This window comes from Mycobacterium sp. SMC-18 (assembly GCF_045310895.1).
In the GTDB taxonomy this organism is placed as follows: Bacteria; Actinomycetota; Actinomycetes; order Mycobacteriales; family Mycobacteriaceae; genus Mycobacterium.
Genome location: NZ_JBJIAL010000047.1, coordinates 1 through 21,499 on the forward strand (window position 1 = coordinate 1; position 21,499 = coordinate 21,499).

The window sequence follows — 21,499 nt, forward strand, 5'->3', positions numbered from 1 at the left end:
ACACCCAGCCAACCAGACACCCCAATCACAGGCCGACAGCAGCTGACCGTTCTACACCCTCAATCATGAAGAGCCGGATTCACCCTTGCCGACCGGTCTCTTGCTGCCGGGCACCTGCCTTTATGAGAGCTGGGCATGGCAGTGCCGCCGAGGCAGGTGGATCGCAAAGAAATCGTCCAGGTTATGGCAATCAAAGTGAGGTGGCGCGTCATGGATGTGGCTCCGGATTACGACGCCAGCGATGAGATCGAGTACTTCATCAGCTGGTTGCCTTGGGCTCTACGCGGTGCCTACCCGCCGCCGGCCTATCCACCGGTATAGCGCGAACATGTCCAAGTGTGAGGGACGCTCACAACGGACCAGGACCCGCGGCGACATCCTTCCGAACCGAGTGTGCGACGGATGCCAGGAAAACCCGGCTGAGCGCGCCAGGAAGAGCACTGAATCCATATGCGCCTGTGCGCTCGTGATCAGCGATGCACGCGGTGTTTCAGCGCTGACCGACCGCAAATTGGCGAGTGACCTCAAGATGTCGACCCGTACCTTACGTAGGCAGGTTGGCAGCCGAGACAAGCTTTTCCGTGCTGTTGTTGAGCACCACATCGGGGCACTTACCGTCGATGAGGCTGAATCGGAGTGCTGGGAGGACGCTGTCCAGCGTCGGTGTCGGAACTTGTACGAACTGTTGATCTCTCATGCGCGAATCGCCGCTTTGATGGTGGACTCCGATATCGGACCGTACTCGAGATCTCTTCGTCGCGGGGTGCAGCACTCGCAGCAGATTCGAAGCCCCAGAACAATGTCCAGATTGACTGGCACGGTTCCATGCAACGGGAGTGCCACATTTCGATGCAGAGAAGGAGCGTAAGTGGCTGAAGCGGTTACGGCAAAGAGCGAAAGTTTTCAGCCGGATCCGGTGTTCGCCGCGCAGGCCAACGCCACTGCCGCGCTGTATCAAGAGGCCGACGCCGACCGCCTGGATTTCTGGCGCCGCCAGGGCGAGCGGTTGTCGTGGGCGACCCCGTTCACCGAGGTCCTGGACTGGTCGAACGCGCCGTTCGCCAAGTGGTTCGGCGACGGCAAGCTCAACGTCGCCTACAACTGCGTCGACCGCCATGTGGAGGCCGGGGGCGGGGACCGCGTCGCGATCCACTGGGAAGGCGAGCCGGTCGGTGACGCCCGCGACATCACCTACGCCCAGCTCAAGGACGACGTCTCCCGCGCGGCCAATGCGCTGACCGCGATGGGCCTGACCGCGGGCGACCGCGTCGCCATCTACATGCCGATGGTGCCCGAGGCCATCGTGGCGATGCTGGCCTGCGCGCGTCTGGGTGTCATGCACTCGGTCGTGTTCGCCGGCTTCTCGGCCACCGCGCTGGCCGCCCGCGTCGAGGACGCCCAGGCCAAGCTCGTCATCACCACCGACGGGCAGTACCGCCGCGGTGCGGCGGCCTCGCTCAAGTCTGCGGTCGACGAGGCCGTCGCAGGCCAGCCGTCGGTGCAGCACGTGCTGGTGGTCAAGCGCACCGGCATCGACGTCGACTGGACGCAGGGCCGCGACGTCTGGTGGCACGAGATCGTCGACTCACAGTCCACCGAGCACACCCCCGAGGCGTTCGACGCCGAGCAGCCGCTCTTCCTGCTGTACACCTCCGGCACCACCGGCAAGCCCAAGGGCATCGTGCACACGAGTGGCGGTTACCTGACGCAGGCGTCCTACAGCCACCACAACGTCTTCGACATCAAGGCCGACGACGTCTACTGGTGCACCGCCGACATCGGCTGGGTCACCGGGCACACCTACATCGTCTACGGGCCGCTGTCCAACGGCGTCACGCAGGTCGTCTACGAAGGCACCCCGACCTCACCGAATGAGCACCGGCACTTCGACATCATCGAAAAGTACGGTGTCACCATCTATTACACGGCGCCGACGCTGATCCGCACGTTCATGAAGCTGGGCCACCAGATCCCCGCGGCACACGACCTGTCGAGCCTGCGGGTGCTCGGCTCGGTCGGCGAGCCCATCAACCCCGAGGCCTGGCGCTGGTACCGCGAACACATCGGCGCGGGCACCACGCCCATCGTGGACACCTGGTGGCAGACCGAGACCGGCGCCATCATGATCTCCCCGCTGCCCGGCGTCACCGCCGCCAAGCCCGGCTCGGCCATGACCCCACTGCCCGGCATCAGCGCCAAGATCGTCGACGACGACGGCAACGAACTGGTCCCCGGCGCAGACGAGGAAGAACACGTCACCGGCTACCTCGTGCTCGACAAGCCGTGGCCGTCGATGCTGCGCGGCATCTGGGGCGACGACGAACGCTTCAAGGACACCTACTGGTCCCGCTTCGCCGAGCAGGGCTGGTACTTCGCCGGTGACGGCGCCCGCTACGACGCCGACGGCAACATCTGGGTCCTGGGCCGTATCGACGACGTCATGAACATCTCCGGGCATCGCATCTCCACCGCCGAGGTCGAGTCCGCGCTCGTCGGGCACTCCGGGGTGGCCGAGGCCGCCGTCGTCGGCGCCACCGACGCCACCACCGGGCAGGCCATCTGCGCTTTCGTCATCCTCAAGGCCTCCGCGCACGGCGGCTCGGAGAACATCGTCGAAGAACTGCGGGCCCAGGTCGCGACCGAGATCTCCCCCATCGCCAAGCCGCGGGAAATCCACGTCGTGCCCGAGCTGCCCAAGACGCGTAGCGGCAAGATCATGCGCCGGCTGCTGCGCGATGTCGCCGAGGGCCGCGATCTCGGGGACACCTCCACCCTCGTCGACCCCAGCGTCTTCGAAGCCATCCGCGCCAGCAAATAGCGACCATGGGAGTATTAGTGGCACACCGGGAATCACGGCACGGTGAAAGATCGACGCTTATCCGGTCATGTTATTCACCGAGATCGCTATCAAATAGGCGCTAGGTGTTGTGTGATGCGTATTCGCCGTTTCTATGTCTGGGCCACAACGAAGAGCGCGGATACGGTGCTGAGCAGTTGTGGTCGATGGTCAGGGCACCTCCGTGCCTGAACCCTTGAATGATCTAGACGTGGTACTGGGTAGTCGCCATAGCTACCAGTCGACAGGTCATCGATGCTGTCGGTATTCCGATGTATCGAGCGCGTCAATACTGGCGCGCTCAAAGTTTGGCGAATGTTTAGACGGCGCTGCGGAATTCACGAGCGCCGACGTGGATGCATTGACCGTCCTGGTCGGCGTCGTCCGTGACGGAGTTTTGGACGAGGCTCAGGCTAAAGGTCTGTGGATACGGTGTAATTGCGCCCACCCAGCTGTCGAGACCCACGACTTGACCGCTGGTGATTGACAAGAATCGCTCCAGTCGAGGCGCAGTTGGAAGCGGGAGCACGCCGGCGGGTTTCAACGGTACGAGTGTGAGCTAGCGAGTTGTGCTCTTTGGCCCGGCTAAGCAACAACCCTGCGAATCCTCAAGAGCCGCAATTGTATCTCGGTCACCAGGCGGTCCACTGGGTCCTCCAGATCCAGGTTGCAGATGTCATGGATACGTTGCAGGCGATAGCGAATGGTGTTGCGGTGTAGGTACATCGCGCTCGCTGCGTCGGCCAGGTCGCAATTGGCGTCGAAGTAGGCCTGCAGCGTCTCCAAATATGCCGTGTTCTTGGTGCGGTCCGATTCGGAAAGCACATCGAGGCACCCAGCCAGCAGATGGGGGCGCTGCTCGGTCAGTTCGGCCAGCTCGTGCAATACGCACTGGGTGCTGATGTCTTCGAGCGCGACGACATCGGCACCGGTGCCGCAGCTTTGGACTCGTAGCGCCCGGTCGACTTCGGCACCCGCGCTGGATAATTCCGTAAGGCTGGGTCGTACCCCACCAATGACCGCGACCAGTTTGGAGCCGAGCTGGCGGGCTGCACGAGCGACGATGTCGTCGGTCAGTGACCGCAGATGTGCGGTATCGATCGGCGCAGTGTCGAGCAGTGCGTACACGGTGGCGCCGACGGTGGCGACGATCGGAGCGCAGTCGTTCGCTTGGAATCGCATCGCGACGAGTGATTCCAGATGACAGCTGTCGACGTGCCGCATCGGAGCATTATCGCGCGACCGAAATCCGATCAGCCGCAGCGAAGTTCTGGGTGCCCAAGCGGACGTCAGTGTCTCGGGTGTAACCCTGCCGTCCAGCACCCCGCGCAGCAGATCAGAAGCCTGCCGCTGGTTGTCAGTAAGGGCCGCGCGAGTCAGGCGTGCTGTCAGCACCTGGGCGATATCGACCGCGTCGTGCGCGACCGCCGGGTCCAGCGCTCCCGATGGTGGCAAGAGCCAGAGGTACCCGATGATTTCTGGGCCGGTGCGCAGCGGCAGCACCCACCTCGGCAGGTGCCCGGGTGGCGCGATCCGAACCGGGTGCGCGGCCTGGGCCAACCCAGTGAACTGACCGCTATCTCGCAACCAGCTGCTTACCCTATCGGGAATCCGGCGGCCCAGGATGGTGTCGACCCGCAGCGGATCGCGTACCTCGGTCTCGTCGTCCAGCGAAGAGAATGCCAGCAGCCGCAAGCGGTGATCGGTCACATCTGCCTGGACGCCCAGCGTCAGCGCCGCGCTGTCGGCCAACGCGAGCAGGTCACTGCTGCCGTCCCACGGATGGGGCGCCGGTTGATCGCCGGCCGCCGCCAGCGCGCCGCGCAGCACCGCCACGGCCCGATCGGCGGTGACGCCCGGGCCGAGTACAAACAGTGCGAGTCCGGCGGCCTCGGCCTGCCGGCGCAGCCATGGGTCCGCCGCCGACACGACTAGCGCTCCACCGCACGTCGTCATCAGGGTCGTCATCCGATGCGGCTCGACGCCGACAGCAAACACTATGGTGTCGGGTGCTGCCGGTGATGGATTCGGGGATTCCCACAGCGCGGCCGAGGTGATGCGCTGGTTTGGATCGCGCGGCGCGACGGCGAGATTGAGCAAACCAGTGGGCAACTCACCGAGCATTGTGCCGATCGCGATGCCGGGGCTGCGGCACTTAGTGCCGGTGCTGGTCACGTCCATGCCGCGAGTATTCGCTTGCTACATGCGTACCGGCAATTGCGGAAAGTACTGAGGCTATACGTAGGCGGCGGTTCGGTGGAGGCGACTTCTTGAGCACTTCGAGCAGTCGCCTGGCGCATCCAATGCTCGGATGGGTTGGGCCCTCGGCGACTGCGGATTCTCCGAATTGTCCCTCTACGGGCTGGCGCACCACCTCCGAGGCATACGTGGCTGCGGTCAAGCGCTACGACCCCGGAGAGCGTGACCATCGACGCGGTGTCTGACTTTGTGATAATGCCGGTGTCGATCAGACCACGGGCGCCGTCATCGTAGCGCCGGGTGTCGAGAAGACAGCACTTGTCCGGCAGGCGGCGCTCGCCTTCATTGGTGAAAATCGCTTCGTTGAAGTGCTTTTCGCCCCACGACAACCTTCTCTGTTGCGTGCGTGATGCCATAGTGCGTCAGTCGAAGTTCGCAGCCTGGGCCGGTCCCGAATTCAATTTTGCGGCACTAAATTTGATTCTTTCGCCGCGAGAATCGACGGCCCCTGAGTGTCGCTGCCGAGTGTGTTGCGGCAGTTGCTGAGTGGGTCTGGTAGGGCCCACTCAGCCCGCTGGTCCTCAGGCGAGTGCGAGCAATTGGCGGGCCATGACGATGCGTTGAACTTCGTTTGTACCCTCATAGATCTGCGTGATCTTGGCGTCGCGCATCATTCTTTCGAGCGGGAAGTCTTTGGTGTAGCCATAGCCTCCCAGCACCTGCACCGCTTCCACGGTCACCTCCATTGCGACGTCCGAGGCGAAGCATTTTGCGGCCGCTCCGAAGAAGGAGAGGTCGTCATCGGAGCGTTCCGACCGCCCAGCGGCGGCGTAGGTCAGTTGCCGAGCGGCCTCGACCTTCATGCCCATCTCGGCGAGTTTGAATTGCATTCCCTGGAACTCTGCGATGGATTTGCCGAACTGGGTACGTTGCTTCGCGTAGGCCAGTGCGTGATCCAGCGCGCCTTGGGCGATCCCGACCGCTTGAGCTGCGATTGTGATCCGGGTGTGGTCAAGCGTTCTCATGGCGGTTCTGAAGCCGGTCCCGATATCGCCGATCATTCGATCGGCAGGGATCCTCACGTTGTCGAGATAGACCTCTGATGTCGGTGAGCCTTTGACGCCCAACTTGCGTTCTGGCGTGCCGAAAGACACACCGGGATCATCCTTCTCGACCACGAACGCGCTGATGCCGCTGCCGCGCTTGGCGGGATCGGTAACAGCGAGCACGGTGTAGAAGTCGGAGACTCCGGCATTGCTGATCCAGCGTTTGACGCCGTTGAGGATCCAGAATTGCCCCTCCTGGACCGCTCGGGTGGTCATGCCAAGCGCGTCGGAACCCGCGTCTGGCTCCGAGAGGCAGTAGGAAAAGCCCTTGCCGGCGGCTAGTTGTGGAAGATAGCGGCTCTGCAGCTCATCCGAACCCGCCAGGATCAACGGCATCGAACCCAACTTGTTCACCACCGGGATCAACGAGGAGGACGCGCATACCCGTGCCACCTCTTCGATGACGATGCAGGTAGCTAACGCGTCCGCACCCGCGCCGCCGAACTGTTCTGGAACGTGAGGGGCGAAGAAGTCGGTGGCCAGTAGCGCTTCGGCAGCTTCGCGAGGGTATCTGGCCTGCTCGTCGACATCTGCGGCAAATGGCGCAATCTTCGCCTCGCACACTGCTCGCGCGGCGCGACGAATCTCGCGTTGTTCGTCGGTAAGGGCGTACATCTGGTCACATTGGAGGGCGTCGTTGTCCATGGTGGTACTTAGTACCGTAAAAATGGTACTAAGTACAGTCTTGGCGTAAAGGGGAAGCTGAATGCGGGGAGAAACCGCTCGAGAACGACTGGTGGATGCGGCAATCGCATTGTTTGAGGAGAGGGGGTATGACGCGGTTACCGTCGACCAAATCGCACAAAGGGCAGACGTGGGGCGCACGACGCTCTTCCGGTTGTTCGGTTCGAAGGAAGGTCTGATATTCCCCGACCATGACGCGCTTCTGGCTCAGGTCGAGCTTCGGCTGAAAACGGCCGCGAGAAGCTCCGCGCTGGCCGCCGTAGTGGACGCCGCAGGGGTGGTCTTCGACTACTACGTGAAGGAGGGCGAGCTGGCGCAAGCTAGGTTTCGCCTGACCAGTACCGTTTCTGCGCTACGCGATCGCGAAATGGCAAGCATAGGACGGTATACCCGCCTATTCACCCGCCACCTGACAGCACATCTCGACGGTGAGCCAAACGCGGCATTGCGTGCCGAGCTCCTGGCGACCGCGGTCGTCACCGCCCACAACCACGTGTTGCGGCGGTGGCTGCGCGCAGAATCTACGACACCGCAGCGCGATTTTTCCGAGGCGATGACTACAACGCTGGCACTGGTGAGCCGTACATCCGAGAGCCGAACGGCGGTCGTAGTGTTCGAAACAAACGAACCCCTCGAATCGGTGGTGCCGCGAATCAAGACCACCCTCGATGGGAAGGCGTAGCGGGAACCGTGTCGTTAGCACTGTTCGTCTAACCGGCCATGCGAAAGGGCGGCCGGTCAAGGATTGTTCGGTTGACGTCCGTCGGCGATTGGCTCGGTGCCGGGCTGAGTGTGCATGACGATGCGGCGGTAGTCGGTATCACTGCTCTGATGCACGCGTATCTGAGGTCCAGCGCCGGCAGTCATGCTGACTCAACCCGTTGCGTCACAGGTCGATTCGGCCGGCCTTCGCCCGGGCGGACCACCGTCCTTGGCTATAGCCGACCTCGATGGGGTGCGAGAAGGCCTCTGTCACATGATCGGTCGTTACGGTCTCGGTAGCCGGCCCCACGGCGACCGTCCGGCCGTCGCCGATCAGCAGCGCGTGGGACGTGGACGTCGGCAGCTCCTCGAGGTGGTGTGTCACGAGAATCGACGCCATCTCGGGGTGTGAATGCTCCAGCGCGTCAAGGGTTTCCAGCAGCAGCTCGCGGGCGGCCACGTCCAGGCCCGTGGTGGGTTCGTCGAGCAGTAGCAGTCGTGGCTCGGCGATCAGGGCGCGGGCGATGAGGGTTCGCCCGCGCTCGCCCTGCGACAGCGTCGGCCACACGGCGTCGGCCCGGTGGGTCAGTCCCACGGTGCCGATCAATTCGTCCGCGCGCGCGATGTCCTCGCCGGTGGGTGTCCACCGGGCCGCGATGTCGATGGTTCCGGTGACACCGGTCAGCACCACCTCCCGCACGGTCAACGGATACTGCAACCGGTGCCGCGGATTGACGTGGCCGATCGACCGGCGCAGTGGCGCCAGGTCGGTGCGGCCCATCTGTGCGCCCAGCACCCGCACGGTGCCCGACGTCGGGAACGTGACCGCGCCGCAGAAGCCGAGCAGCGTGCTCTTGCCCGCGCCGTTGGGGCCGAGCAGCGCCCAGTGCTCGCCCTCGCGCACCGTCAGCGAGATGCCGTCGATGATCTGCTTGCCTTCGCGGCGGAAGGTCACGTTGTCGATTTCGAGGACCGGGGTCATGTGAAGGACTCCTTCAAAGCGCTCAGGTGGGTGCGGCTCGCGGCGGCCGCGGCGTCGGGATCGCGCGCGACGATGGCGTCTGCGAGTTGCTGATGCAGCGCGTGGTCGCACGGTTCTGACGCGATCGGGCGGATTCTCAGCATGTCGATCATGGCCAGCCGCAGCCGGGGCAGGAATGCGTCGAACAGTTGGGTCAGCACGTCATTGTGGGCGGCGGCGATCACGGCCCGGTGAAAGGCCATGTCCGCATCCACATGTTCGGGGACCGACTGGCCGGTGACGCCGCGGGCGGCGAGGGTGCGACGGATGGCGCGCAGATCGGCCGGTGTGCGCCGGGTTGCGGCGAGGGCGGCGCCCTCGGCCTCGATGGCGATGCGGGCCTCGATCACCGAGGCGACGTTCGCGCTGCGCAGCACGGTGTCCCAGTCGTCGGTGGCATCGAGGGCGGTGACGAAGACGCCGGCGCCCTGACGGCTGTCGAGGACGCCCTTCCCGGCCAGTTCGCGGATGGCCTCACGCAGGGTGGAACGGCCGACGCCGAGCTGGGCGGCCAGCGTGGTTTCGCCGGGAAGGCGTTGTCCCAGTGGCCATTCACCGTCTTTGATGCGCGTCAGTAGGAGCTGGGCGGCTTGCGCCGCCAGGGGCTGACGCGATACCTGCGAAACCATAGAACCTCTCTACTTGTCTGAGGAGTTGTGTATAGTCTAACCATCATGACGCGCGTGCTTCTCCTTGGCTGCCGCGGCGGGGTCTGAAACGACCGGCCCCCTGCCGTGGGGCTCTGTCGCGACCGGTCACCTCCAAACCTGACCGAGAGCAGACCACTCATGAGCACCTCCTGGAACCGTCAACAACCGTCAACCATGCCGTGGCACCGTTACACCGATGTCTTCGATCGGGTGGACATCCCTGTGGTCCAACGGGATTGGCCCAGTAACCGAATCGCTGCCGCGCCGCTGTGGGTGCCCGTCGACCTGCGCGACGGCAACCAGGCCCTGGCCGAGCCGATGGACCCCGATCGCAAACGCCGATTCTTCGAACAGCTTGTCGCCATCGGCTACAAGGAGATCGAGGTCGGCTACCCCTCGGCGTCCCAGACCGATTTCGACTTCGTGCGGCTGTTGGCCGAAACCGACATCGCGCCACCGGATGTCACCATCGCGGTGTTCACCCCGGCCCGCCGCGACCTGATCGAGCGCACCGTCGAATCGGTGCGGGGCATGCGCAACGACGTCGTCATCCACATGTACACCGCGACCGCGCCCACGTGGCGAAACACCGTGCTGGGCAAGGACCGCGACGAGCTGCGCAGTCTGATCCTGCACGGCGCGCTCGACGTGCTCACCTTGACCGAGGGTATGCCGAACATCCGGTTCCAGTTCTCGCCCGAGGTGTTCAACCTGACCGAACCCGATTACGTGCTGGAGATCTGCGACGCCGTGACGCAGCTGTGGGACGCCACCGAGAGCCGGCCGGTGATCCTGAATCTTCCTGCCACCGTTGAGGTTGCGACGCCGAACGTATACGCCGACCAGATCGAGTACATGCACCGGAATCTGGCCCGGCGCGATGCGGTGATCCTGTCGGTGCACCCGCACAATGACCGGGGGACCGGCGTGGCCTGCGCCGAATTGGCAGTCCTGGCCGGGGCGCAACGCGTCGAGGGCTGTGTGTTCGGCAACGGTGAGCGCACCGGCAACGTCGACATCGCCACCCTGGCCCTGAATCTGTATGCGCAGGGCGTCGACCCGATGATCGACTTCTCCGACATCGATGCGATCGCCCGCACGGTGTCGCACTGCACGCGGATGCCGATCCACGAACGCCATCCGTACGTGGGCGACCTGGTGCACACAGCGTTCTCGGGCACCCACCAGGACGCCATCAAGAAAGGGCTGGCCGAACACCGGGCCCGGGCGGCGGCCGAGAACCGCGACCAACACGAAATCGATTGGCGGGTACCGTATCTGCCGATCGATCCGGCCGACATCGGCCGCAGCTACGACGCGGTCATCCGGGTGAATTCACAGTCCGGTAAGGGCGGTATCGCCTATCTGCTGCACACCGGTTACGGACTGGACCTGCCGCGCCGGCTGCAGATCGACTTCGCCCGGCACGTGCAGGCCCACGCCGACGGCAGCGGCGCCGAGGTGACCGCCACCGAGCTGTACGACCTGTTCGAGGCGACCTACCTGGGTTGCGGCGGCCCGGTCGAGCTGAAGGACTGGCACGTCAGCAGCGACGACACCACCGAGATCACGGTGACCGTCAATGGGATTGCGCGCACCAGTACCCATCGCGGTGTCGGGCCCGTCGAGGCGCTGACGCAGGCGCTGGCCGACGTGGACCGGCCCGTCGAGGTTCTGAGCCTCACCCAGCAGTCGATCGGCGCCACCGCGGTCACCTACCTCGAACACCGCGGCGGCTGGTCGTGCGGCCGCAGTGACTCGGTGCTCACCGCGTCACTGGCGGCGGTGATCCGGGCGGCTAACGCGCTCTGAGCACCTCGAGCGCCTTGTCGGCGTGGGAGTCCATGGAGATCTCGCTCGCGATGACCTCGAGCACTCTGCGGTCGGTGTCGATGACGAACGTGGTCCGCTTGACGGGCATCAGCTTGCCGAGCAGGCCACGTTTCACACCGAACGCCTCGGCCACCGCGCCGGAGGTGTCCGACAGCAGCGGGTAGTCGAAGCTGTGCTTCTCGGCGAATTTGTCCTGCTTCTCGACCGCGTCCATGCTGATCCCGACCCGGGAGGCACCGACGGCGGCGAACTCGGCCGCCAGGTCGCGGAAGTGGCAGGCCTCCATGGTGCAGCCCGGCGTCATGGCCGCGGGGTAGAAGAACAGCACGATCGGCCCGTCGGCCAGCAGTTCGGAAAGGCTGCGGTTCGTCCCGGTCTGGTCGGGGAGATTGAACTCTGCGACGAGGTCACCACGTTTCATGGTTGCCACGCTACTTCTGGGAGGATGACCGCGTGAAGACGACCTCACGTGAGGAATTCCAGGCGCTGGCCGCCGAGCACCGTGTCGTGCCGGTGACGCGCAAGGTGCTCGCCGACAGCGAGACGCCGTTGTCGGCCTACCGCAAGCTGGCCGCCAACCGTCCCGGCACGTTTCTGCTGGAGTCGGCCGAGAACGGGCGGTCCTGGTCGCGATGGTCGTTCATCGGTGCGGGCGCCCCGTCGGCGCTGACGGTCCGGGACGGTGAAGCCGTCTGGCTCGGCAACACGCCGCAGGACGCACCCAGTGGCGGCGATCCGCTGCAGGCGGTGCGCGACACCCTGGCCCTGTTGCAGACCGCGCCGGTGCCGGGCCTGCCGCCGCTGTCGAGCGGGCTGGTGGGGTACTTCGCGTACGACATGGTGCGGCGCCTTGAGCGGCTGCCGGAGCTGGCGGTCGACGACCTCAAACTGCCCGACATGGTGCTGCTGCTGGCCACCGACATGGCTGCCGTCGACCACCATGAGGGCACCATCACCCTCATCGCCAACGCGGTCAACTGGAACGGCACCGACGAGCGCGTCGACTGGGCCTACGACGATGCCGTCGCCCGCCTCGACGTCATGACCAAGGCGTTGGGGGAGCCGCTGCCGTCGAGCATCGCGACCTTCAGCCGTCCGCAGCCGCAGCCGCGTCAGCAGCGCACGGTCGAGGAGTACACGGCCATCGTCGAGAAGCTCGTCGGTGACATCGAGGCCGGCGAGGCGTTCCAGGTGGTGCCGTCGCAGCGCTTCGAGATGGACACCGCCGCGGATCCCATCGACGTCTACCGGGTGCTTCGGGTGACCAACCCCAGCCCCTACATGTACCTGCTCAACGTGCCGAATGCCGAAGGCGGCCTTGACTTCTCGGTCGTCGGCTCCAGCCCGGAGGCGCTCGTCACGGTGAAGGACGGGGTGGCGACGACGCACCCGATCGCCGGCACCCGGTGGCGCGGCGCCACCGAGGAGGACGACATCCTCCTCGAAAAGGAACTCCTCGCCGACGACAAGGAGCGCTCCGAGCACCTGATGCTGGTCGACCTGGGGCGCAACGATCTCGGCCGGGTCTGCAAGCCCGGCACCGTGCGCGTCGAGGACTACAGCCACATCGAGCGCTACAGCCACGTCATGCACCTGGTCTCGACCGTCACCGGCCACCTCGCCGACGACAAGACCGCGCTGGACGCCGTCACTGCCTGCTTCCCGGCCGGGACGCTGTCGGGGGCGCCGAAGGTCCGGGCCATGGAGCTCATCGAAGAGGTCGAGCTGACCCGTCGCGGGCTGTACGGCGGCGTGCTCGGGTACCTCGACTTCGCCGGCAACGCGGACTTCGCCATCGCGATCCGCACCGCGCTGATGCGCGCAGGCACCGCCTACGTGCAGGCCGGTGGCGGCGTCGTGGCGGACTCCAACGGGCCGTACGAGTACAACGAGTCGTCCAACAAGGCCAAGGCCGTCCTGGCGGCGATCGCAGCCGCCGAGACGTTGAGCGAGCCGTGAGGACCACCCGCACCGCACAGGTGCTGCTGCTCGTGGCCGCCCTGATGTTGTGGAGCGCGTCCCGGCTGGCCTGGGTCGACGTGTCGTCGTTCGACGGGCTGGGCCAGCCGAAGACGACGACGCTGTCCGGCGCGGCCTGGTCGACGGCCCTCATCCCGCTGGCCCTGTTGGCCGGCGCCGCCGCGGTCGCGGCGCTCGCTGTGCGTGGTTGGGCGCTGCGGCTGCTGGCGCTGCTGGTCGCCGTCGCGAGCGCCGGGATGGGATATCTGGCCCTCAGCCTGTGGGCGGTCACCGACGTCTCGGTCCGCGCGGCCGACATGGCGCAGATCGCGGTCATGTTTCTGGTGGGGACGCAGCGGCACTACTGGGGCGCCGGGGTCACGCTGGCCGCTGCAGTGTTGACGCTGGTCGGAGCCGTATTGCTGATGCGTTCGGCCAGTCGTGGAGCTGCTGCGGCGACCACGTCGAAATACGCCGCGCCGGGTGCGCGGCGCGAAGCGGCGCAGGAAGAAGCCGCCGACGGCATGTCCGAACGGATGATCTGGGACGCCCTCGACGAAGGCCACGATCCGACCCAGAACGATGGCGGCGGCAAATGAGTGTGGCCCGGTGGCAGTCTGCGCCGCCCTGGCGACTACCCTTCGAGATGATCATCTGGCTTGCCGAACCGGCACGGAAGGACGACGACGCGTTATGACTTCGGGGACCGTGCTCGACTCCATCATCGAGGGAGTTCGCGCTGATGTTGCCGCCCGCGAAGCCGCGCTGAGTCTGACCGAGGTCAAGGAGCGGGCCAAGAAGGCACCGGCGGCCAAGGACGCTCTCGCCGCGCTGCGGGAGCCGGGCATCGGCGTCATCGCCGAAGTGAAGCGGGCGAGCCCCAGCAAGGGGGCGTTGGCGCAGATCGACGATCCCGCCAAGCTGGCCAAGGCCTACGAGTCCGGCGGTGCCCGGGTGATCAGCGTGCTGACCGAGGAGCGTCGCTTCAACGGTTCGCTGGCAGACCTGGACGCCGTGCGTGCCGCGGTGTCGATCCCGGTGCTGCGCAAGGACTTCATCGTCACCCCGTACCAGATTCACGAGGCCCGGGCCCACGGCGCCGACATGCTGCTGCTGATCGTCGCGGCGCTGGAGCAGTCGGTGCTGACCTCGATGATCGACCGGACCGAGTCGCTCGGGATGACCCCGCTGGTCGAGGTGCACACCGAGGAGGAGGCGGACCGGGCCATCCAGGCCGGTGCCAAGGTGATCGGCGTCAACGCCCGCGACCTCAAGACCCTCGAGGTCGACCGCGACTGCTTCGGTCGTATCGCGCCCGGACTGCCGAGCAACATCATCCGGATCGCCGAGTCGGGGGTGCGTGGCACCGCCGACCTGCTGGCCTACGCCGGTGCCGGCGCCGACGCGGTCCTGGTCGGTGAAGGCCTCGTGACCAGTGGTGACCCCCGCAGCGCCGTCGCCGACCTGGTGACTGCCGGCACGCACCCGTCCTGCCCGAAACCAGCCCGCTGAATTGCGGGCTCCTGCGCGAAGAAGCAGCCCGAGTTCTCATGTCTGATCACACAGGTACCGAATTGCCGCGGATGAGCGCGGCCGTCGCCGAAGCCACAAGCCACGACCCCGACGCCAAGGGGCACTTCGGTGCCTACGGCGGCCGACTGGTGCCCGAAGCACTGATGGCGGTCATCGAGGAAGTCACCGCGGCCTACGACAAGGTCCGCACCGACCAGACGTTCCTCGACGAACTTGACCGGTTGCAGCAGCACTACACCGGCCGGCCGTCGCCGCTGTACGAAGCGACGCGACTGTCCGAACATGCCGGCGGGGCGCGGCTGTTCCTCAAACGAGAAGACCTGAACCACACCGGTTCTCACAAGATCAACAACGTGCTCGGGCAGGCGCTGCTGGCCAAGCGCATGGGCAAGACCCGCGTCATCGCCGAGACCGGCGCCGGACAGCACGGCGTCGCCACCGCGACGGCGTGCGCGCTGCTCGGCCTGGAGTGCGTCGTCTACATGGGTGCGGTCGACACGGCCCGGCAGGCGCTGAACGTCGCTCGGATGCGGCTGCTCGGCGGCACCGTGGTGTCTGTCGAGGCCGGTTCGGCGACCCTCAAAGACGCCATCAACGAAGCCTTCCGTGACTGGGTCACCAACGCCGACAACACCTACTACTGCTTCGGCACCGCGGCCGGGCCGCACCCGTTCCCCGTCATGGTGCGCGACTTCCAGCGCGTCATCGGTATGGAAGCACGGGTCCAGGTGCAGGAGCAGGCCGGCCGGCTGCCCGACGCGGTGACGGCATGCGTCGGCGGCGGATCGAACGCCATCGGCGTCTTCCACGCGTTCATCGACGATCCGGGCGTGCGTCTGGTCGGTTTCGAAGCGGCCGGCGACGGAGTCGAAACCGGAAGGCACGCAGCCACTTTCACCGGCGGGTCGCCGGGTGCGTTCCAGGGTTCCTTCTCGTACCTGCTGCAGGACGAGGACGGTCAGACCATCGAATCGCATTCCATCTCAGCCGGTTTGGACTACCCGGGCGTCGGTCCGGAGCATGCCTATCTCAAGGACATCGGCCGCGCCGAGTACCGGCCGGTCACCGACACCGAGGCCATGGAGGCCTTCGGCCTGCTGTGCCGCACCGAGGGCATCATCCCGGCGATCGAATCGGCGCACGCGGTGGCGGGCGCGTTGAAGCTGGGTGGCGAACTGGGCCCGGGTGCGGTGATCGTGGTGAACCTGTCCGGCCGCGGCGACAAGGACGTCGAGACCGCCGCGAAGTGGTTCGGTCTACTGGACGGTGAGACTGGGGAAGCGTCATGAGCCGACTGGCTGGATTGTTCGAATCGTGCCGGGCCGAAGGGCGTTCGGCGCTGATCGGGTACCTGCCGACCGGCTACCCGGATGTGCAGACGTCGATCGACGCGATGGTCGCGATGACCGAATCCGGTTGCGACATCATCGAAGTCGGCGTCGCGTACTCCGATCCGGGCATGGACGGCCCGGTCATCGCCGCCGCCACCAACACCGCTCTGCAGAACGGGGTGCGGGTCCGCGACGCGCTCAAGGCCGTCGAGGCCATCAGCAATGCCGGTGGGCACGCCGTCGTCATGACCTACTGGAATCCCGTGCTGCGCTGGGGCGTCGATGCTTTCGCGCGGGACCTGGCGTCGGCCGGCGGGCTCGGGCTCATCACACCCGACCTCATCCCCGATGAGGCCGACGAGTGGTTCGGCGTCTCCGACGCCCACAACCTCGACCGCATCTTCCTGGTGGCCCCGTCGTCCACCCCGGAGCGGCTGGCCAATACGGTGCAGGCCTCGCGCGGCTTCGTCTACGCCGCCTCGACCATGGGCGTGACCGGTGCGCGCGACGCGGTGTCGAACATGGCGCCGGAATTGGTGTCCCGCGTGCGTGCCGTCTCGGACATCCCTGTCGGTGTCGGCCTCGGGGTGCGGTCGCGCGAACAGGCGGCCGAGATCGCGGCGTACGCCGACGGCGTCATCGTCGGCTCGGCGCTCGTGTCGGCGCTGGGTGACGGCGGCCTCCCGGCGGTCCGCGCCTTGTCCGAAGAACTGGCCCACGGAGTACGACAGAAAGTTTCCGCGTGACCACATCGTTGCTGGCATACATCCCGAGTCCGGCCCAGGGCGTCTGGCACTTGGGGCCAGTACCGATCCGGGCCTACGCGCTCTGCATCATCACCGGCATCATCGCCGCGCTGATCATCGGTGATCGCCGGTGGGTCGCGCGCGGTGGTGAACCGGGCGTCATCTACGACATCGCGCTGTGGGCGGTGCCCTTCGGCCTCATCGGTGGTCGCCTGTACCACCTGATGACAGACTGGCGCACCTACTTCGCCGAGGGCGGCGCCGGTTTCGCGGGCGCGGTCCGCATCTGGGACGGCGGGCTCGGTATCTGGGGCGCGGTTGCGCTCGGTGGCGTCGGTGCCTGGATCGGGTGCCGCCGGCACGGAATTCCGTTGCCCGCCTTCGGTGATGCCATCGCTCCCGGCATCATCCTGGCGCAGGCCATCGGCCGGCTTGGCAACTACTTCAACCAGGAGCTGTACGGTCGCCCGACGGATTTGCCGTGGGGCCTGCAGATCTTCCAGCGCAGCGACGGTTCCGGCGTGGTGAACCCGCATCTGCTCAACGGCGTCTCGACCGGGCAGGTCTACGAGGTCGTGCACCCGACGTTCCTCTACGAATTGCTGTGGAACCTCCTGGTTTTCTTCATCCTGCTGTGGGCGGACCGCCGCTTCAAGCTGGGCCACGGCCGGCTGTTCGCGCTGTACGTCGCCGCCTACTGCGTCGGCCGCTTCGGCGTCGAGTTGATGCGCAGCGACACCGCGACGCTGATCGCCGGCATCCGCGTCAACTCGTTCACTTCGACGTTCGTGTTCATCGGTGCCGTCGTCTACATGATGGTGGCGCCGCGGGGCCGTGAGGATCCGTCGACGCTCGGTGGCCGGCAGGCCGAAGAAGCGGAGGACGAGGCCGACGTCGACGCCGAGGGCGCGCTGTTGGCCGTGCCGGCGGCTGTGGCCGCCGGTGCTGCGGTCGACGCCGCGTCGGGCGAGGATGCCGACGTTGCCGACGAGGCCGACGTCGTCGAGACGCAACCCGACGAGACCGTGGCGCTCGCGGAGCAGGCCGTCGACGCTGAGGACACGGTCGACGAAGATGCGGTCGACGCCGAGGCGGCTGTCGAGGAATCCGTCGACGAATCCGCCGACGAGCCAGTCGATTCCGACGAGGTCGAGGAAGAAGACGAGTCCGACGCCGAGGCCGAGGAACTGGACGCTGATGAGGCCGAAGCAGTCGAGGTGGCCGAGGAGTCCGAGGGGACGACGGAAGCCGACGAGGCGCCTGACGAGGCGACCGCCGAGACGGAGGTCGCCGACGGCGACGACAGCGCTGATGTCGAGGACGCTGACGTAGCCGGAGACGCTGAGGTAGCCGGAGACGCTGAGGTAGCCGAAGACGTCGAGGTAGCCGAAGACGTCGAGGAATCCGACGAGGCAGCGGATTCCGAGGCTGTGGAAGCGGCCGCGGAGACTGATGTCGTCGACGGTGATGACAGTGCTGATGTCGAGGATGCTGCCGAAGAGCTCGAAGAAGCAACGGATTCCGAGGCTGTGGAAGCCGCCGCGGAGACCGAGGTCGCCGACGGCGACGACAACGCTGACGTGGAGGATGCTGCGGAGGAGTCCGAGGAAGCAGCGGATTCCGAGGCTGAAGACGCTGACGAGGCTGAAGACGCTGACGAAGCCAAAGACGCCGACAGCACCGACGAAACTGCCGATGAAGCCGACGCCGATGCTGAGCCGGCCGAAGAAGCTGCGCCGAAGGTCCAAGCCACCGAAAAGGTTGAGCCCGTTGGCGTTCCCGTGTGGGAACCGCCCGCTCCGCGTCGTCGTTGGTGGCGCCGTCAGGGCTGAGCCCGGCTTCGCGAGGCCGCGAATGTGGATCCAGATCACAGATCTCGAGCTGAGCACTCACTGCGTGCACACTCGGTAGCCCTCGCCGTTGACGCTGAACTGAGGGCGCAAAAGTGCGAGTGGCGAACGCCGTGGGCACAGAGTCAACGCGGCTGGGCGGCCCCTCGTCGTTGACCCTGAACTGACGGCGCAAAACCCACACCGTAGGCGCACAGTCCTCGCGACCTCACAATCGCGCCAAGGTAAAAGTGCGTACAAGCTGCACTTTCATGCGAACGGTATGTTCCTCAGTCACCGGTCGTTATCGGTTGTGCGGTGGTTGGATGTCTCCTGTGGATGACATAGCCGACGGAGCGCAGTTGCAGCAGTCTCGGCAGGACCGCATCCTCAATGCGGCGTTGACGGTGTTTGCGCAGCGGGGCACGTCCGATGCGACGTTGCAGATGGTGGCCGATACCGCGGGCGTGTCGGTGGGGTTGGTGCAGCACCATTTCGGCACCAAGGACGGTTTGATCAAGGCCGTCGACGACGTGGCGATGAAACTCATCAGCTCGACCATGTTCGCCGCGCTGGAAAGCCCGGGGCCCGATTCGGTGGCCGCGATCGGTCGGGCGGTGCACGGCCTGCTCACCGACCACCTGGTGGTCATGGACTATCTGGGCCGGGCGGTGGCTTCTGAAACCCCAAGCGGGATGGCGATATTCGACGCGATGGCCCGGATCGGCATCGACCGGTGGCAGCGCATGGTCGACGCCGGGGACGCCGCCGAGGGCCTCGACGTGGTCTGGGCCGGGCTGAATCCGTTGGTCCTGACGCTGGGCTCGATCATCTTGCGCCGGCATCTCGACCGGCACCTGCCCGCGTCGTTCACCTCGGACCCGGAGTTGGCCAGGTGGGAAGAGTCCGTCAACGAGCTGATCCGGCACGGCCAGTTGCGCCAATAACCGCCGATAACTCTCGCCTACGTTTGCCCGAACCGTTACAATACGGCAATATTGTCGCTGGTTCGCGCGGCGGACGTCGGTGTCGAGGGGTCACCGACGTTCGTGCGCCATCAGAGTTTCTCGAACTTCCGGACATCAGCCGAACGACGTAAATCCTCGATCGACGCGGCCTCCGGGCATCATGGACCCATGACGTCAGCCGGCAGGGTCGCGCAGGTGGCGGGCGTGGCGGGCACCGGAGCCGCGGCGGTCGCCGCCCTGACGTACATCGGCGTCGCTGACCCACACCGCCCGGGATTCGGGTTTCCGCCCTGCCCCTTCAAGGCCCTCACCGGCTGGAACTGTCCGCTGTGCGGCGGGCTGCGCATGACGCACGACGTGTTGCACGGTGACTTTTCGGCCGCTGTGGTCGACAACGTTTTCGCGCTCGTGGGATTGCCGCTGCTGACCGTCTGGCTCGTGGTGTGCTGGCGGCGCCGGCTGTCGGTGGCGCCGCCGCTCGTGACCGCGCTGGTGGCGATGCTGGTGTGGACGGTGGTCCGTAATCTGCCGGGCTTCCCGCTGGTGCCGACGTTCACCCCGCCCTAGCCGCCGCTGAGCTGCGGACACCCCGCAGCAACTCGCTGTTCGGCAGATGTTGAGGCGCCGACGGCGCTCCCGGGGGGTCGTTATCTGAATCGATCCACTATGCTCATGCACCGTGAATAGGCGCGGAAAAATCGTCTGTACCCTCGGCCCGGCTACGTCCACCGACGCCACCGTCATGGCGCTGGTGGAAGCTGGCATGGATGTGGCGCGGCTGAACTTCAGCCATGGTGCGCACGCCGATCATGAGGCGGCATACAAGCGCGTGCGAGCGGCCTCCGACGCCGCCGGCCGCGCAGTCGGCATTCTCGCCGACCTGCAGGGTCCCAAGATCCGGCTGGGCCGGTTCGCCGACGGGCCGACGTTCTGGGCCACCGACGAAACGGTGCGGATCACGGTCGACGACTGCGCGGGCACCCACGACCGGGTGTCGACCACGTACAAGCGGCTGGCCGAAGACGCCAAGCCCGGCGACCGGGTGCTCGTCGACGACGGCAACGTCGGCCTGGTGGTCGAGGAGATCGACGGCAACGACGTGGTCTGCAAGGTCACCGAGGGCGGCCCGGTCAGCAACAACAAGGGCATGTCGCTGCCCGGCATGAACGTCACGGCCCCCGCGCTGTCGGAGAAGGACGTCGAAGACCTGGAGTTCGCGCTGCGCCTCGGGGTCGACCTGATCGCGCTGTCGTTCGTGCGGTCGCCCGCCGACATCGAACTGGTTCACGAGGTGATGGACCGCGTCGGCCGCCGGGTGCCGGTGATCGCCAAGTTGGAGAAGCCCGAGGCCGTCGACAACCTCGAGGCCATCGTGCTGGCCTTCGACGCGATCATGGTCGCGCGCGGTGACCTGGGCGTCGAGCTGCCGCTCGAAGAAGTGCCGCTGGTGCAGAAGCGCGCCATCCAGATGGCCAGGGAGAACGCCAAGCCGGTCATCGTGGCCACCCAGATGCTGGAGTCGATGATCGAGAATTCCCGGCCCACCCGCGCCGAGGCCTCGGACGTCGCCAACGCGATTCTCGACGGCGCCGACGCCGTGATGCTCTCCGGCGAGACGTCGGTCGGCAAGTACGCGCTCGAGGCCGTGCGGACCATGGCGCGCATCGTCAAGGCTGTCGAGGCGAATTCCACGGACGCTCCTCCGTTGACCCACGTGCCGCGCACCAAGCGGGGTGTCATCTCCTACGCGGCCCGCGACATCGGGGAGCGGCTGGACGCCAAGGCGCTGGTCGCGTTCACCCAGTCCGGTGACACCGTGCGCCGCTTGTCCCGCCTGCACACCCCGCTGCCGCTGCTGGCCTTCACCGACCTGCCGGAGGTGCGCAGCCAGCTGGCGCTGACCTGGGGAACCGAGACGTTCATCGTCCCGCAGATGGACAGCACCGACGGCATGATCCAGGAGGTCGACAAGGCGCTGCTGGAGCTGGACCGCTACAAGCGCGGTGACCTGGTGGTCATCGTCGCGGGCGCGCCGCCGGGCACAGTAGGCTCGACCAACCTGATCCATGTGCACCGGATCGGGGAGGAAGACCACTAACTCC

Annotated in this window: 17 protein-coding genes and 1 pseudogene; 13 read left to right on the forward strand and 5 right to left on the reverse strand. The window is 66.2% G+C overall.

The features are described 5' to 3' along the window. Positions 1 to 210: 210 nt before the first annotated feature. Both ACJH6J_RS26250 and acs read left to right on the forward strand, forming a co-directional pair. Positions 211 to 321 (forward strand): annotated as a pseudogene (locus ACJH6J_RS26250) (CAP domain-containing protein); the annotation flags it as partial. A 547-nt stretch (positions 322 to 868) separates the two neighbouring features. Then, positions 869 to 2,818 carry an acetate--CoA ligase gene (acs, locus tag ACJH6J_RS26255; protein ID WP_406776237.1) on the forward strand — a complete coding sequence of 650 codons (1,950 nt, stop codon included), beginning with the start codon at positions 869 to 871 and terminating at the stop codon, positions 2,816 to 2,818. 603 nt (positions 2,819 to 3,421) lie between these two features. Here the strand turns inward: acs and ACJH6J_RS26260 are convergent. Further along, complete coding sequence (locus ACJH6J_RS26260; RefSeq protein ID WP_406776236.1) at positions 3,422 to 5,017, reverse strand: PucR family transcriptional regulator; 1,596 nt, start codon at positions 5,015 to 5,017, stop codon at positions 3,422 to 3,424. A 599-nt stretch (positions 5,018 to 5,616) separates the two neighbouring features. Continuing rightward, entirely contained in the window at positions 5,617 to 6,786 is a 1,170-nt protein-coding gene (locus tag ACJH6J_RS26265; RefSeq protein WP_406804778.1) for an acyl-CoA dehydrogenase family protein, read from the reverse strand. Between the two features lie 61 nt (positions 6,787 to 6,847). Here ACJH6J_RS26265 and ACJH6J_RS26270 point away from each other — a divergent pair, with 61 nt between their 5' ends. Next, a complete protein-coding gene (locus tag ACJH6J_RS26270; protein ID WP_406776215.1) occupies positions 6,848 to 7,507 on the forward strand; it encodes a TetR/AcrR family transcriptional regulator in 660 nt (219 codons plus the stop codon). 204 nt (positions 7,508 to 7,711) lie between these two features. On the opposite strand, the gene ACJH6J_RS26275 is transcribed toward ACJH6J_RS26270, so the two are convergent. Continuing rightward, positions 7,712 to 8,509, reverse strand: coding sequence for an ABC transporter ATP-binding protein (locus ACJH6J_RS26275; protein WP_406776214.1), 798 nt, complete (start codon positions 8,507 to 8,509; stop codon positions 7,712 to 7,714). After that, a complete protein-coding gene (locus ACJH6J_RS26280; protein WP_212813982.1) occupies positions 8,506 to 9,177 on the reverse strand; it encodes a FadR/GntR family transcriptional regulator in 672 nt (223 codons plus the stop codon). The genes ACJH6J_RS26275 and ACJH6J_RS26280 overlap by 4 nt, the downstream gene beginning before the upstream one ends. Before the next feature lie 159 nt (positions 9,178 to 9,336). Between ACJH6J_RS26280 and ACJH6J_RS26285 the strand changes: the two genes are divergently transcribed. Then, complete coding sequence (locus tag ACJH6J_RS26285) at positions 9,337 to 11,010, forward strand: 2-isopropylmalate synthase (protein ID WP_371824556.1); 1,674 nt, start codon at positions 9,337 to 9,339, stop codon at positions 11,008 to 11,010. On the opposite strand, the gene ACJH6J_RS26290 is transcribed toward ACJH6J_RS26285, so the two are convergent. Then, the gene (locus ACJH6J_RS26290; protein WP_064859553.1) at positions 10,997 to 11,452 is read right to left on the reverse strand and encodes a peroxiredoxin; all 456 of its coding nucleotides are present in this window, start codon (positions 11,450 to 11,452) and stop codon (positions 10,997 to 10,999) included. The genes ACJH6J_RS26285 and ACJH6J_RS26290 overlap by 14 nt on opposite strands. Before the next feature lie 2 nt (positions 11,453 to 11,454). Between ACJH6J_RS26290 and ACJH6J_RS26295 the strand changes: the two genes are divergently transcribed. From ACJH6J_RS26295 to pyk, 9 genes are all read left to right on the forward strand, one after another. Further along, the gene (locus tag ACJH6J_RS26295) at positions 11,455 to 12,990 is read left to right on the forward strand and encodes an anthranilate synthase component I (RefSeq protein ID WP_205848897.1); all 1,536 of its coding nucleotides are present in this window, start codon (positions 11,455 to 11,457) and stop codon (positions 12,988 to 12,990) included. A 44-nt stretch (positions 12,991 to 13,034) separates the two neighbouring features. Next, the gene (locus tag ACJH6J_RS26300) at positions 13,035 to 13,589 is read left to right on the forward strand and encodes a TIGR02234 family membrane protein (RefSeq protein ID WP_244872932.1); all 555 of its coding nucleotides are present in this window, start codon (positions 13,035 to 13,037) and stop codon (positions 13,587 to 13,589) included. A gap of 94 nt (positions 13,590 to 13,683) precedes the next feature. Then, positions 13,684 to 14,502: an indole-3-glycerol phosphate synthase TrpC gene (gene trpC, locus ACJH6J_RS26305; RefSeq protein ID WP_212813986.1), complete on the forward strand. Its 819-nt coding sequence runs from the start codon at positions 13,684 to 13,686 to the stop codon at positions 14,500 to 14,502. A 38-nt stretch (positions 14,503 to 14,540) separates the two neighbouring features. Further along, on the forward strand, positions 14,541 to 15,812 hold the full coding sequence (gene trpB, locus ACJH6J_RS26310; protein WP_212813988.1) for a tryptophan synthase subunit beta: 1,272 nt from the start codon (positions 14,541 to 14,543) through the stop codon (positions 15,810 to 15,812). Continuing rightward, the gene (gene trpA / locus ACJH6J_RS26315) at positions 15,809 to 16,600 is read left to right on the forward strand and encodes a tryptophan synthase subunit alpha (protein ID WP_212813990.1); all 792 of its coding nucleotides are present in this window, start codon (positions 15,809 to 15,811) and stop codon (positions 16,598 to 16,600) included. The genes trpB and trpA overlap by 4 nt, the downstream gene beginning before the upstream one ends. After that, on the forward strand, positions 16,597 to 18,432 hold the full coding sequence (lgt, locus tag ACJH6J_RS26320; RefSeq protein WP_212813992.1) for a prolipoprotein diacylglyceryl transferase: 1,836 nt from the start codon (positions 16,597 to 16,599) through the stop codon (positions 18,430 to 18,432). Before trpA ends, lgt begins: the two co-directional genes overlap by 4 nt. 323 nt (positions 18,433 to 18,755) lie before the next feature. Next, on the forward strand, positions 18,756 to 19,376 hold the full coding sequence (locus ACJH6J_RS26325; RefSeq protein ID WP_244872866.1) for a TetR/AcrR family transcriptional regulator: 621 nt from the start codon (positions 18,756 to 18,758) through the stop codon (positions 19,374 to 19,376). A 189-nt stretch (positions 19,377 to 19,565) separates the two neighbouring features. Beyond that, a complete protein-coding gene (locus ACJH6J_RS26330) occupies positions 19,566 to 19,964 on the forward strand; it encodes a DUF2752 domain-containing protein (RefSeq protein WP_212813994.1) in 399 nt (132 codons plus the stop codon). 112 nt (positions 19,965 to 20,076) lie between these two features. After that, positions 20,077 to 21,495 (forward strand): pyruvate kinase, encoded by a 1,419-nt coding sequence (gene pyk, locus ACJH6J_RS26335; protein WP_212813996.1) that lies wholly within the window; start codon positions 20,077 to 20,079, stop codon positions 21,493 to 21,495. Positions 21,496 to 21,499 lie beyond the last annotated feature (4 nt).